The sequence below is a fragment of the Rathayibacter sp. VKM Ac-2926 genome (assembly GCF_022815565.1).
Classification (GTDB): Bacteria; Actinomycetota; Actinomycetes; order Actinomycetales; family Microbacteriaceae; genus Rathayibacter; species Rathayibacter festucae.
The window spans coordinates 245,595-258,272 of the sequence record NZ_JALGRS010000004.1 but is presented as its reverse complement, the minus strand read 5'-3'; the positions used below and the strand labels follow the sequence as shown (position 1 = coordinate 258,272).

Here is a 12,678-nt window from a genome sequence, read left to right as displayed (position 1 = left end):
CCGTTTAAGATGGATGCATGACCGAGCCCACTGTCTTCACGCGCATCGTCCGCGGTGAGATCCCCGCCGACGTGGTGTTCGAGAACGAGCGGATCCTCGCGATCCGAGACATCGCGCCGAAGGCGCCCGTCCACCTGCTGATCTTCCCCAAGACCCCCGAGTACGCGAACGTCGCCGAGCTCGCCGCGGGCGATCCGGAGCTCCTCGCCGAGATGGCCGTGGTCGCGCAGACCCTGGCCGACGCGCACAGCAACGGCCAGTTCCGCCTCGTCTTCAACTCCGGCGAAGAGGCCGGTCAGACCGTGTTCCACGTCCACGCCCACGTCCTGGGCGGCCACCTGACGGAAGGCTCCCTTGCCACCGGTTGATCACGCGGGCGATCGCTCCGCGGACCAGAACCCCACTCGAACCGGCTCGACGGAGCCGTCGGTCCCGCAGAGCGACGCGGACCGGACCACCGGCGGGACCCATCGCGTCATCGCCGTCGACGGAATCGCCATGGTGCGCCTCCTCGGACCCCAGGACCGCCTCATCCGGGCGGTCGAATCGCGATTCCCCGACGTCCGGGTGCACGTGCGCGGCAACGAGGTGACCCTCGACGGCGAGGGAGCCCCCGTCGCCGCGGCGGCGCGCCTGGTGGAAGAACTGGTGCTCATGACGGCAGGCGGCCACGACCTCGACCCGGAAGGCGTGCGCGAGTCCGCGCGCATCCTCGAGAACGGCGGGCCGGTGCGTCCGGCGGACGCGTTCGGCCAGGCCATCCTCACGGCGCGCGGGAAGAGCATCCGCCCGAAGACCCTGGGGCAGCGCGAGTACGTCGACGCCGTCGATCAGAACACGATCGTCTTCGGCATCGGCCCGGCCGGCACCGGCAAGACCTACCTCGCGATGGCCAAGGCGGTGCAGTCCCTGCAGCGCAAGGAGGTCGAGCGGATCATCCTCACGCGCCCCGCGGTCGAGGCGGGGGAGCGGCTGGGCTACCTGCCCGGCTCGCTCACCGACAAGATCGACCCGTACCTGCGCCCGCTCTACGACGCGCTGAACGAGATGATGGACCCGGAGATCGTGCCGAAGCTGCTCGCGGCGGGCACGATCGAGGTCGCGCCGCTGGCCTACATGCGCGGCCGCACGCTGAACTCCTCGTTCGTCGTGCTCGACGAGGCGCAGAACACGACGCCGGAGCAGATGAAGATGTTCCTCACCCGCCTCGGCTTCGGCTCGAAGATGGTGATCACGGGCGACATCACCCAGGTCGACCTCCCCGCCGGATCGAGCGGTCTCCGCCTGGTGACCCGGGTGCTCGACGACATCGACGACATCCACTTCGCCCGGCTGACCAGCGAGGACGTGGTCCGCCACAGCCTCGTCGGCCGGATCGTCGACGCGTACACCGAGTACGACCAGCAGAAGCAGGCGCAGAGCTTCGAGCGCGAGCAGGCCCGCGAGTTCGCGGCCCGCGCCGAGCGCCGGGCGGCCACCCGCTCGACCGGCGCCGCTCAGCCCAAGCGCCCGCGCGCCTGAGCGCCGTACCACCGCCTCCCGCCCCGCCGAGCCCCTCCCGATCGAAGGAACACCGCACCCCGTGAGCATCGAGATCAACAACGAGTCGAGCATCCCCGTGGACGAGGCGACCCTGCTGCGCCTCGCGGGCTACGCGCTCGACTCGATGCACGTGCACCCCGACGCCGAGCTCGCCATCGTGCTGGTCGACGAGGGCGCGATGGAGCAGCTGCACGTGCAGTGGATGGACGAGCCCGGCCCCACCGACGTGCTGAGCTTCCCGATGGACGAGCTGCGCCCCGGCACCGAGGACGAGCCGACCCCGGCCGGCCTGCTCGGCGACATCGTGCTCTGCCCGCAGGTGGCGCAGAGCCAGGCCGAGGCCGCCGGCCACTCCGTGCTCGACGAGCTGCTGCTGCTCACGGCCCACGGGCTGCTGCACCTGCTCGGCTTCGACCACGCGGAGCCCGAGGAGGAGCGCGAGATGTTCGGCATCCAGCGCGACATCCTCGTCGGGTTCCACATCAGCGAGCGACGCCGCTAGGCCCGGCGTGCTCACCGTCCAGCTCCTCATCGCGGCCCTCGGCCTCGTCGCCCTCGGCGGCTGGCTCGCCGCCACCGACGCCGCGCTCGGCGTGCTCTCCCGCAGCGACGTCCTCGAGATGGCGAACCACTCGCGCAGCTCGCGCGCCCTGCGGGCCATCGCCGGCGACATGAGCGCGCACGTCAACGTCGTCAACTTCACCCGGATCGCGGCCGAGACCACCGCCGCGGTCTTCGTCACCACCGTGCTCGTCGTCGTGGTCGACGCCCTGTGGCTGGCGCTCCTGCTCGCGATCCTGATCATGGCGGCCGTCTCGTTCGTGCTCGTCGGCTCCAGCCCGCGCAGCGTCGGGCGCGCCCACGCCCGCGCCGTGCTCGGCTCCAGCGCCTCGCTCGTGCACGTGCTGCGGGTCGCGCTCGGCCCGGTCGCGCACGGCCTCGTCGCGCTGGGCAACCGGGTCACCCCGGGCACCGGCCGCTCGGCCGGCTTCTCCTCCGAGGAGCAGCTGCTGAGCATGGTCGACGAGGCGACCGAGCAGTCGGTCCTCGAGCAGGACGACCGCGAGCTCATCCACTCCATCTTCGAGTTCAACGACACGCTCGTGCGCGAGGTGATGGTGCCGCGGACCGACATGGTGACCATCGAGGCCGGTGCGTCGGTCGGCGCCGGCATGGGACTGCTGCTCAGCCGCGGCATCTCGCGCCTGCCCGTCATCGGCGACGGCGTCGACGACGTGCTCGGCGTGCTCTACCTCCGCGACGTCGCCCGGCACACCTACGAGCGCCCGGACGACGACGACTCCGCGGCCGACCTCGCCCGCCCGGCGCTGTTCGTGCCGGAGTCGAAGAAGGCCGACGAGCTGCTGCGCCAGATGCAGCTCGAGTCCAACCACCTCGCCATGGTGGTGGACGAGTACGGCGGCATCGCCGGGCTCGTCACGCTCGAGGATCTCATCGAGGAGCTCGTCGGCGACATCTCGGACGAGTACGACCGGGAGGTCGACCTCTTCGAGGAGACCGAGCCGGGCGTCTACCGCGTCTCGGCGCGGCTGCCCGTCGACGAGCTGGGCGAGCTGTTCGACCTCGAACTCGAGGACGACGACGTCGACTCGGTCGGCGGACTGCTCACCAAGGCCTACGGCCGCCTGCCCGAGCGGGGCGCGACCGCCCGGATCGACGGGGTGATCCTCGAGGCCGAGCAGGCGGATCCCCGTCGCGGCACCATCTCGACCGTCATCGTGCGGCGCGATCCCGACTACGATCCCTCAGGCGAGACCGGCACCGGACCGGTCGCGATCGTCGCCGAGACAGACCACCAGGACGAGGACGCACGATGACCGACCCCAGCACTCCCACGACCCCCTACCGGGCGGGCTTCGTGTCGTTCGTGGGCCGCCCGAACGTCGGCAAGTCCACGCTCACCAACGCGCTGGTCGGCGAGAAGATCGCCATCACCAGCTCGAAGCCGCAGACCACTCGCCGCGCCATCCGCGGCATCGTGCACCGCCCCGACGGCCAGCTCATCGTGGTGGACACCCCGGGCATCCACCGCCCGCGCACCCTGCTCGGCGAGCGGCTGAACTCCCTCGTCACCTCGACCCTCGGCGACGTCGACGTGATCGGGATGCTCTTCCCGGCCGACGAGCCGATCGGCCCCGGCGACCGCTTCATCAACGAGCAGCTCGAGGCCTTCCCGCGTGCCCGCAAGGTCGCGATCGTGTCCAAGGTCGACCTCTCCTCGAAGAAGTCCGTCGCCAAGCAGCTGCTCGCCGTCTCCGAGCTGCGCGAGTGGGACACCATCGTGCCGATCTCGGCGGTCACCGAGGAGCAGCTCGACGTGCTCGCGGTCGAGCTGCTGCGCCTCATGCCGGTCTCGCCCGCGCTCTACCCCGAGGAGGCCGTGACCGACGAGGACACCGGCTCTCGCATCGCGGAGTTCATCCGCGAGGCCGCGCTCGAGGGCGTCTCGGACGAGCTGCCGCACTCGCTCGCCGTGACGCTCGACGACATGGTCGAGCGCGAGGACGGCTCCTTCATCGACATCTACGCGAACGTCTTCGTGGAGCGCGACAGCCAGAAGGGCATCATCATCGGCAAGGGCGGTCAGCGCCTGCGCGAGGTGGGCGCCGTGTCGCGCGAGCAGATCGAGCGGCTGCTCGGCCGGCGCGTGTTCCTCTCCATCCGGGTGAAGGTCGCCAAGGAGTGGCAGCGCGACCCGAAGCTGCTCGGCCGCCTCGGCTTCTGAGCCGGTGAGCGCGGCGCCGGATCGGGAGGGGGACGGCAGTCACTCTCCCGGACGACGCCCCGCGGCGACGTCGCCGCGTAGCGTGGGGCTCATGCGTGCGCTCCTGGATCGTCCGGCGACGCTCCCGATCGCGGGAGCCCTGCTCGGGGTCCTCCACCTCGGACTGAGCGCGGCCGGCCTGATCGCGCCGGAGCACCTCAGCGGCGGGCTGCTGATCGCGCTCGGCCTCGGCCTCGCGGCCTTCCTGCCGGCCCTCGCACCGTCCCTGGTCGCCGTCGGGGCGGTCACCGGCGGCGGGATCCCGCTCCTCGGCGTGCCGGTGGACGGTGTCCTCGTGGGCCTGCTCGTCCTCTGGTCCACGGCGCGCCGGCTCGGGCCCTGGACGCGGACGCTGACCCTCGTCGGCGCCCTCCTGCTCGCGGGCATCGCCGGGCTGGTCGCCGCGCTGAGCGGGACCGAGCAGCTGCTGCCGCAGGAGGCGAGCGCGGACCAGGTCCTGCTCTTCCGCGCCGTCGCCGCGCTGGTCGTCGCCGCCCTCCTCGCCGGCCTGGAGGTCCTCGTCTGGCGCGCCGGGGTGCGGCGGCCGGTCGGTCCCGACGACAGGATCGATGCGCTCCTGGTGCGGGTCGCCGGTCCGCAGGACGGCTTCGCCGTCGGAGCGGCCGGCTGGCAGGCGCTCCTCCTGCTGCTGATCTCGACCGTGCCGTTCGCGGCGCCCGACGGCTCGCTCCAGCCGGTCGTCGGCGGAGTGCTGGCGGTCGCGCTGGTCCTGCACCGCCGGGCGCCGGCGCTCTCCCTCACGATCGCCTGGGGCGGGGCGCTCCTGCAGATGGGTCTGCAGCTGGCACCGGGTCCGGCCGACCTCGCGATCCTCGCGGTGCTCTTCGGCACCGGCGCGTCCGAGCGGCGCCGGGTGCGCGCTGCCGGAGCCGTCTCCGCGGTGCTCGGCGCGGTCGTGGCGGTCGTCTACCTGATCATCGTCTTCCGGCTCGTCCAGTCCATCCCCTCGCCGATCCTGACCGGGGGAGCGGTGTTCGGCGGGATCCTCGCCACGCTCGGCCTCTCCTGGACGGTCGGCCTGCTCTCCCGCTCGGTGCGGCGAGCGCGCGAGGGGCAGACCCTCCGCGCCGAGGCCGAGCGCGAGCGCGCGGCGGCGCAGCGCGAGCTGGACACGGTCGAGGAGCGCAACCGCATCGCCCGCGACATGCACGACGTCGTGGCGCACTCGCTCGCCGTCGTGATCGCGCAGGCGGACGGCGCCCGCTACCTCGGTGCGTCCAGCCCGGCGCTGACGGACGCCGCCCTGCTCACCATCTCCTCGGTCGCCCGCGACGCGCTCGGCGACGTCCGCGTCCTCCTCGCTCAGCTCCGGCACAGCCAGAGCGACGGACCGCAGCCGGAGGCGCGCGACCTGCCGGCGCTGCTCGAGAGCGTCTCCGGAGCCGGGACGCAGCTGCGGTCCGAGCTCGAGGTCGACCTCGAGACCGTGCCGCGCGGCATCGGCCTCGCGCTCTACCGCATCGTGCAGGAGGCGACGACGAACGCGCTCCGGCACGGACGGCCCGGCGCCCCGCTCGACGTCGCGCTGCGCCGCGAGTCCGGCGAGATCGTCCTCACCGTCCGCAACGCGCGCTGCGCCGACGCCGAGGCCGCCGCTCGCGTGCCCGGGGAGGGGCACGGCCTCGTCGGCATGCGCGAGCGCGCCGCACTCGTCGGCGGCGTCCTCCGCGCCGGCCCCGACGGCGACGACTTCGTGGTCGATGCGCGCCTGCCCGCCCCCTCTTCCACCGCCCTGCCCGTCGCCTCTGGAGGCCACCCCGCATGACCGACACCATCCGCCTCGTCCTCGTCGACGACCAGGCGCTCTTCCGAGCCGGCATCCGCATGCTGCTGAGCTCCCAGCCGGACCTCGAGGTGGTCGGCGAGGCGTCCGACGGCGCGGAGGGCGCGGAGCTCGTCGGCCGGCTGGCCCCGGACGTGGTGCTGATGGACATCCGGATGCCGGGGGTCGACGGCATCGAGTCGACGCGCCGCATCCTCGCCGACGCCGCGGAGAAGGACGTGGAGCCGCCGCGCATCCTGGTGCTCACCACCTTCGACCTGGACGAGGCGGCCGCCCGCGCGATCCGCGCCGGAGCGAGCGGCTTCCTGCTCAAGGACACCGAGCCGGGCTTCCTGCTCGCCTCCGTCCGCACCGTGCACGCCGGCACCGCGGTCGTCGCCGCCTCCGCGACGCGCGAGCTCTTCGAGCACTTCGGCGCGCCGGGGAGCGGCCGCGAGACTCCCGCCGCGTTCGGCACGCTGACCGACCGGGAGCGCGAGATCTTCCACCTCGCCGCGCGCGGCCTCAGCAACACCGAGATCGCCCGAGCGGAGTTCCTCAGCGAGGCGACGGTCAAGACGCACATCAGCCGCACGCTCGGCAAGCTCGGGCTGCGCGACCGGGTGCAGCTCGTCGTCTACGCCTACGAGAACGGGCTCGTCGCCTGAGGACGACGTCCGCGCCGCAGTGGTGCCTCGTGGGTGCCGACCCGCGGGCGCAGTGCTACCGTGGTCGCGTGCGCATCGGTCTGCTCCTTCTTAGCCGCCGCGACGAGATCTGATCCTCAGGCCCTCCTCGTCGCGGAGTCCGTCGTCGGCTGAATCAGACCCATCGTCACCACAGACCACCCGCGTGGTTCGATCCGCATCCGGATCCCCGCGAGACGAGAGACAGGCGCGTCCGCGCGCCGGGAGAGCACCCTCATGAAGAACACCCAGAAGCCGTCGTCGCTGCCGATCGGCAAGTACAAGCCGTTCCACGAGCAGATCGTCGTCGAGCTGCCCGACCGCACCTGGCCGGCCAAGCGCATCACCACGGCGCCGCGCTGGTGCGCCGTCGACCTGCGCGACGGCAACCAGGCGCTGATCGACCCGATGAGCCCCGAGCGCAAGCGCATCATGTTCGACCTGCTGGTCCGGATGGGCTACAAGGAGATCGAGGTCGGCTTCCCGAGCGCCAGCCAGACCGACTTCGACTTCGTCCGCAGCCTCATCGAGGAGGACGCGATCCCGGAGGACGTCACCATCCAGGTGCTGACCCAGGCGCGCGACCACCTGATCGAGCGCACCTACGAGTCGATCCGCGGCGCCCGCCAGGCGATCGTGCACCTGTACAACTCGACCAGCGTGCTGCAGCGCGAGGTCGTCTTCCGCAAGGACCGCCAGGGCATCATCGACATCGCCCTCGCCGGCGCGCGCAAGTGCCGTGAGATGGAGGCGTCGGTGCCCGGCACCGCCGTGTACTACGAGTACTCGCCCGAGAGCTACACCGGCACGGAGCTCGACTTCGCCCGCGAGATCTGCGACCGCGTGGTCGAGGTCTTCGAGCCGACCCCGGAGCGCAAGGTCATCCTCAACCTGCCCGCCACGGTCGAGATGGCGACGCCCAACGTCTACGCCGACTCGATCGAGTGGATGTGCCGCAACCTCGCCCAGCGCGAGAACATCATCGTCTCGCTGCACCCGCACAACGACCGCGGCACCGCCGTCGCCGCGGCCGAGCTGGGCTACCTGGCCGGAGCGGACCGCATCGAGGGCTGCCTCTTCGGCAACGGCGAGCGGACCGGCAACGTCGACCTGGTCGCGCTGGGCGTCAACCTGTTCACTCAGGGCATCGACCCGCAGATCGACTTCAGCGACATGGACGGCATCAAGCGCACGGCCGAGTACTGCAACCAGCTGGCCGTGCCCGAGCGCAGCCCCTGGGCCGGCGACCTGGTCTTCACCGCGTTCAGCGGCTCGCACCAGGACGCCATCAAGAAGGGCTTCGAGGCGATGGAGGCCGAGGCGGAGCGCACCGGCGTCAGCCGCGACGAGCTGACCTGGGCGGTGCCCTACCTGCCGGTGGACCCGAAGGACCTCGGCCGCTCCTACGAGGCGGTCATCCGCGTCAACTCGCAGTCCGGCAAGGGCGGCGTCGCGTACCTGCTGAAGACCGACCACGCGCTGGACCTGCCGCGCCGCCTGCAGATCGAGTTCTCCGCGGTCGTGCAGGCCAAGACGGACGCCGAGGGCGGCGAGGTCACCAGTGAGCAGATCTGGACGATCTTCCAGGACGAGTACCTGCCCGCGCCCGCGCACCGCGCCGAGGACAAGTGGGGCCGCTTCGAGCTGGCCCGCACGAGCACCTCGAGCGACCTGGGCGGCTCGATCGCCCTCGACGCCGTGCTGCGCGTCGGCGACGAGACGATCACCGCGAGCGCGACCGGGAACGGCCCGATCAACGCCTTCGAGGCGGTGCTGGCGCAGCACGGCGTCGAGGTCCGCGTCTTCGACTACGTCGAGCACGCTCTCAGCGCCGGCGGCGACGCGCTGGCCGCCTCCTACGTCGAGTGCTCGGTGAACGGCCGCACCCTCTGGGGCGTGGGCGTCGACGCCGACATCTCGACCGCCTCGCTGAAGGCGATCGTCTCGGCCGTCAACCGCGCCCTCCGCGAGGAGGCGCCGGACCGCGAGCTGGCGACGGCCTCGGCCTGAGCCTCCTTTGCCGGGCGAGTAGCCCGCGGAGCGGGCGCGCCATGCTGGTCGAGTAGCCCGCGGAGCGGGCGCGCCATGCTGGTCGAGTTGCCCGCGGAGCGGGCGTATCGAGACCCGTGTTCATGCGGTGGTGGGTCTCGATACGCCGCGTTCCGCGGCTACTCGACCAGCATGGGGCGGTGCCGCCTGCGGCGGCTACTCGACCAGCATGCTGCGGGCTTGCTGCGGTCGCCGCCGAGGCGGACCTCCGTCTCAGGCGCGGCCCTGGAGGATGAGGTTCCAGTAGACCCAGGGGAGCAGGTAACGGTCGGCGAGGAAGGTGAGGCGGCGCTCCTTCGCGAGGCCCTTCCAGAAGGGGATGGTCGGCTTTGGGCGGTAGCGGTCGTCGAACTCGGCGAACACCACGGTCGAGCGCGAGACGACGAACGGGCAGACCGAGTAGCCGTTGTAGACCTGGGGGAGCGGCTTCCCCTTGCGGGCGGCGACGAGGTTCTTCGCCAGGGTCTTCGTCTGCTGCCGGAGCGCGCCGCCCGACTTCGAGTTGGTGGTCGCCGCGGCGTCGCCGAGCGCCCAGACCTCGGGGTGGCGGGGGTGGCGCAGCGTCAGCGGGTCGACCTCGACGAAGCCGCCCGTGCTCCCCTCCGCCACGAGTCCGGTGCCCGCGAGCCAGTCCGGTGCGGACTGCGGCGGGACCGCGTGCAGCACGTCGTAGGAGAGCGTCTCCCGCTGCTCGGTGCCGACGTGCCCGGCGTCGTGGTCGACACCCAGCTGCGCGCGGCGGCCGTCGTCGCCCGCGATGACGACCGTTCGCTTCTCGGTGTCCACCTCGACCAGCTCGCGGCTGTAGCGCACGTCGATCCCGTACTCCGCCACCTTGCGCTCGAGCTCCGCGTCGATCAGCGGCATGCCGAACATCGTGGGTGTCGGCACGACCAGCACGACGTGGACGTCCGCGAGCACGCCGATCTCGCGCCAGTAGTCGCAGGCGAGGTACATCGGCTTCTGCGAGGCGCCCGAGCAGGTGCCCGGGCCGCTGGGCTGCGTGAAGACGACCGTTCCGGAGCGGACCCCGCGGAGGACACTCGAGGCTTTCCGCGCGTACTCGAACTCGTAGTTCGAGACGCCGACCGGCGACGCCATCGCCTCCGTCAGCCCGGGCACCGCGGACCAGTCCTTCTGGATGCCGGGGCAGACGACGAGGTCGCCGTAGCCGACCCGCCGACCGGAGGCGAGCACGACCGTCTTCGCGACGGGATCGATCGCCTCGACACGGTCCCGGATCCAGGTGACTCCCTTCGGCGTCACCGAGCCCTGCGGCCGGGTCGCCTTCGAGGCGGGAGCGGTGCCGCCGGCGACGTGGGAGAACATCGGCTGGTAGAGGTGCGTCTCGCGCGGCTCGATCACCGCGACGTCCGCCACCCCGTAGCGGCGGAGGCGCCCCGCGACCGAGAGTCCCGCGTTCCCCCCGCCGATGATCAGCACGTCGTGTCGGTCGGTCGTGGTGCCCGCAGCGGTCATGCCGCCACCCTAGGTCGGACCCCCGACACGGGCGCGGGCTTCCGCGAGCCGTCCGGACGTGCATCCCCGCCGTCAGCCGCGCTTCCGCCAGCCCAGACGCGGCACCCGGCTCAGCGCCCGCTGCTCCGGCAGGCTCCAGCCGTAGCGCACCGCCAGCAGCCGGATGACGGCCGTGACCAGCACCGCGATCGGCGCCGCGTAGTCGATCACCATCCCGAACCGCAGCGCGACCACCAGCACCACCGTGCCGCCGGTCGCGGCGATCGCGTAGAGCGAGCCCACGTGCATCAGCGCGATCGGCCGGTTGAGCAGGATGTCCCGGATCACCGAGCCGCCGACGGCCGAGACGGTGCCGACGAACACGGCGGGCACCTCCGGCACGCCGAGCGAGAGCGCCTTCGTCGTGCCGATGGCGCCGAAGAGCCCGATCGTCAGGGCGTCGAGCGCCGTGATCGTGCCGTCGACCCGGTTGAGCACGTGCTGCAGCAGCATGCCGAAGAGCGAGGCCGTCACCGCGACGAGCAGGTAGGCGTTGGTGTGCAGCGCCACGAGCGGGGTCTGCAGCAGCAGATCGCGCAGCACGCCGCCGCCGAGCCCCGTCGCCGTGCCGATGATCGTGACGCCCAGCAGGTCGATCCGGCGGTCGCGGAACTCGCCGGCGAACATCGCGCCCTGCAGGCAGCCGATCGCGATGGCGAGGAGGTCGGCCCAGGCGGGGATCTCGAAGAGGGAGGCGGCCACCGAGCCATCGTTCCACGGGCGGGAGCGGGCGGGTGCCGGTCCACCGCGGGGTTGTCAGGGGTGGGGAGGATAATCGAGCGCATGCCCACCTACCGTGACGAAGCCGTCGTGCTGCGCACCCACAAGCTGGGCGAGGCCGACCGCATCGTGACGCTGCTCTCGCGCAGCCACGGCAAGATCCGTGCGGTCGCGAAGGGCGTGCGCAAGACCGGCTCCAAGTTCGGCTCGAGGCTCGAGCCGTTCATGGTCGCCGACCTGCAGCTCTACGAGGGCCGGAGCCTCGACATCGTCACGCAGGCCGAGTCGCTCGGCGCGTACGGCGCGATCATCGCGGCCGACTACGACAGCTACACCGCGGCGAGCGCGATGGTCGAGACGGCCGACCGCCTCACCGACGCCGACGCGTCGCTGCAGCAGTACCTCCTGCTCGTCGGCGCCCTGCGCTCGCTCTCGAAGCACGAGCACGAGCCGGTGCTCACGCTCGACTCCTACCTGCTGCGCGCGCTCTCGATCGCCGGCTGGGCGCCGAGCTTCGAGGACTGCGCCCGCTGCGGCGCCCCCGGCCCGCACGGCGCGGTGGTCGTCCAGCTCGGCGGGGTGGTCTGCGAGGACTGCACGCCTCCCGGCGCCCCGCGCGTCGCCCCGGAGGTGGTCGTCCTCCTCGGCGCCCTGCTCACGGGAGACTGGGAGCACGCCGAGACGACGGAGCCCTCGACCCGCTCCCGAGCGAGCGGCGTGGTCGCCGCCTACACCCAGTGGCACCTCGAGCGCGGACTGAGATCTCTGGAGCACGTCACCCGATGAAGCCGTTCACCCACAGGGACGCCGTCCCGTTCCGCCCCCTCGACTGGACCGGCGTGCACCCGCCGGAGCTGCCGCGCAAGGCGGTGCCCGAGCACGTCGCGATCGTGATGGACGGCAACGGCCGCTGGGCCAACTCCCGCGGGCTGACCCGGGTGGAGGGGCACAAGCGCGGCGAGGCGTCGCTGCTCGACGTGGTCGCGGGAGCGATCCAGATCGGCGTCAAGCACCTCAGCGTCTACGCCTTCTCGACCGAGAACTGGAAGCGCTCGCCCGACGAGGTGCGCTTCCTGATGGGCTTCAACCGCGACGTGCTGCACCGCCGCCGCGACCAGCTCAACGAGTGGGGCGTCCGCGTGCGCTGGGCCGGCCGGAAGCCGCGGCTCTGGGCGTCGGTCATCAACGAGCTGCAGTACGCCGAGAAGCTGACCGAGGGCAACGACGTCCTCACGCTCACCATGTGCGTCAACTACGGCGGCCGCACCGAGATCGCCGACGCGGTGCAGCGGATCGCGGCCGAGGTCGCCGCGGGCCGGCTGAAGCCGTCCGGCATCACCGAGAAGACGATCGGCAAGGCGCTCTACCTGCCCGACATGCCGGACGTCGACCTCTTCGTGCGCTCCTCCGGCGAGCAGCGCACCAGCAACTTCCTGCTCTGGCAGAGCGCCTACGCCGAGATGGTCTTCCTCGACCGGCTCTGGCCCGACTTCACCCGCGAGGACCTCTGGGGCGCGATCGGGCACTACGCCGGCCGCACCCGCCGCTTCGGCGGCGCCGTGGACGTGCCGGGCGCGTCCGCCTGACGCGCCCGG

At 72.1% G+C, this 12,678-nt stretch carries 12 protein-coding genes; 10 read left to right on the top strand and 2 right to left on the bottom strand.

Going from position 1 to position 12,678, the window contains the following annotated elements:
• Nucleotides 1-17: 17 nt before the first annotated feature.
• The 8 genes from MT351_RS07430 to leuA all read left to right on the top strand — a co-directional run bounded on the left by MT351_RS07430 (nt 18) and on the right by leuA (nt 8,806).
• Entirely contained in the window at nt 18-368 is a 351-nt protein-coding gene (locus MT351_RS07430) for a histidine triad nucleotide-binding protein (RefSeq protein ID WP_123735452.1), read from the top strand.
• Nucleotides 369-498: 130 nt separating this feature from the next.
• Entirely contained in the window at nt 499-1,521 is a 1,023-nt protein-coding gene (locus MT351_RS07425) for a PhoH family protein (RefSeq protein WP_243581771.1), read from the top strand.
• 61 nt (nt 1,522-1,582) lie between these two features.
• Nucleotides 1,583-2,044 carry an rRNA maturation RNase YbeY gene (ybeY, locus tag MT351_RS07420; protein ID WP_123445622.1) on the top strand — a complete coding sequence of 154 codons (462 nt, stop codon included), beginning with the start codon at nt 1,583-1,585 and terminating at the stop codon, nt 2,042-2,044.
• 7 nt (nt 2,045-2,051) lie between these two features.
• Nucleotides 2,052-3,380: a hemolysin family protein gene (locus MT351_RS07415; RefSeq protein ID WP_123445623.1), complete on the top strand. Its 1,329-nt coding sequence runs from the start codon at nt 2,052-2,054 to the stop codon at nt 3,378-3,380.
• A complete protein-coding gene (gene era / locus MT351_RS07410; protein ID WP_123732108.1) occupies nt 3,377-4,288 on the top strand; it encodes a GTPase Era in 912 nt (303 codons plus the stop codon). Before MT351_RS07415 ends, era begins: the two co-directional genes overlap by 4 nt.
• 91 nt (nt 4,289-4,379) lie before the next feature.
• A complete protein-coding gene (locus MT351_RS07405) occupies nt 4,380-6,113 on the top strand; it encodes a histidine kinase (RefSeq protein WP_243581770.1) in 1,734 nt (577 codons plus the stop codon).
• Nucleotides 6,110-6,778: a response regulator transcription factor gene (locus tag MT351_RS07400; protein ID WP_243581769.1), complete on the top strand. Its 669-nt coding sequence runs from the start codon at nt 6,110-6,112 to the stop codon at nt 6,776-6,778. The genes MT351_RS07405 and MT351_RS07400 overlap by 4 nt, the downstream gene beginning before the upstream one ends.
• A 255-nt stretch (nt 6,779-7,033) precedes the next feature.
• Complete coding sequence (gene leuA / locus MT351_RS07395) at nt 7,034-8,806, top strand: 2-isopropylmalate synthase (RefSeq protein WP_243581768.1); 1,773 nt, start codon at nt 7,034-7,036, stop codon at nt 8,804-8,806.
• Nucleotides 8,807-9,058: 252 nt separating this feature from the next.
• Here the strand turns inward: leuA and MT351_RS07390 are convergent, their stop codons facing one another.
• Nucleotides 9,059-10,324, bottom strand: coding sequence for an NAD(P)/FAD-dependent oxidoreductase (locus MT351_RS07390; RefSeq protein ID WP_243581767.1), 1,266 nt, complete (start codon nt 10,322-10,324; stop codon nt 9,059-9,061).
• 72 nt (nt 10,325-10,396) lie between these two features.
• Entirely contained in the window at nt 10,397-11,065 is a 669-nt protein-coding gene (locus MT351_RS07385; protein ID WP_243581765.1) for a trimeric intracellular cation channel family protein, read from the bottom strand.
• An 81-nt stretch (nt 11,066-11,146) separates the two neighbouring features.
• Between MT351_RS07385 and recO the strand changes: the two genes are divergently transcribed.
• Both recO and MT351_RS07375 read left to right on the top strand, forming a co-directional pair.
• A complete protein-coding gene (gene recO, locus MT351_RS07380) occupies nt 11,147-11,869 on the top strand; it encodes a DNA repair protein RecO (protein ID WP_123445629.1) in 723 nt (240 codons plus the stop codon).
• Nucleotides 11,866-12,669, top strand: a complete 804-nt coding sequence (locus MT351_RS07375; protein ID WP_243581763.1) for an isoprenyl transferase — start codon at nt 11,866-11,868, stop codon at nt 12,667-12,669. The genes recO and MT351_RS07375 overlap by 4 nt, the downstream gene beginning before the upstream one ends.
• The last annotated feature ends 9 nt before the right edge of the window (nt 12,670-12,678 follow it).

What these genes read in the sequence shown, in the direction of transcription:
- MT351_RS07375 (WP_243581763.1), top strand. Translation starts at nt 11,866, where the DNA reads ATGAAGCCGTTCACCCACAGGGACGCCGTCCCGTTCCGCCCCCTCGAC.
- MT351_RS07390 (WP_243581767.1), bottom strand. Translation starts at nt 10,324, where the DNA reads ATGACCGCTGCGGGCACCACGACCGACCGACACGACGTGCTGATCATC.
- MT351_RS07430 (WP_123735452.1), top strand. Translation starts at nt 18, where the DNA reads ATGACCGAGCCCACTGTCTTCACGCGCATCGTCCGCGGTGAGATCCCC.
- MT351_RS07400 (WP_243581769.1), top strand. Translation starts at nt 6,110, where the DNA reads ATGACCGACACCATCCGCCTCGTCCTCGTCGACGACCAGGCGCTCTTC.
- MT351_RS07425 (WP_243581771.1), top strand. Translation starts at nt 499, where the DNA reads ATGGTGCGCCTCCTCGGACCCCAGGACCGCCTCATCCGGGCGGTCGAA.
- era (WP_123732108.1), top strand. Translation starts at nt 3,377, where the DNA reads ATGACCGACCCCAGCACTCCCACGACCCCCTACCGGGCGGGCTTCGTG.
- recO (WP_123445629.1), top strand. Translation starts at nt 11,147, where the DNA reads ATGCCCACCTACCGTGACGAAGCCGTCGTGCTGCGCACCCACAAGCTG.
- leuA (WP_243581768.1), top strand. Translation starts at nt 7,034, where the DNA reads ATGAAGAACACCCAGAAGCCGTCGTCGCTGCCGATCGGCAAGTACAAG.
- MT351_RS07405 (WP_243581770.1), top strand. Translation starts at nt 4,380, where the DNA reads ATGCGTGCGCTCCTGGATCGTCCGGCGACGCTCCCGATCGCGGGAGCC.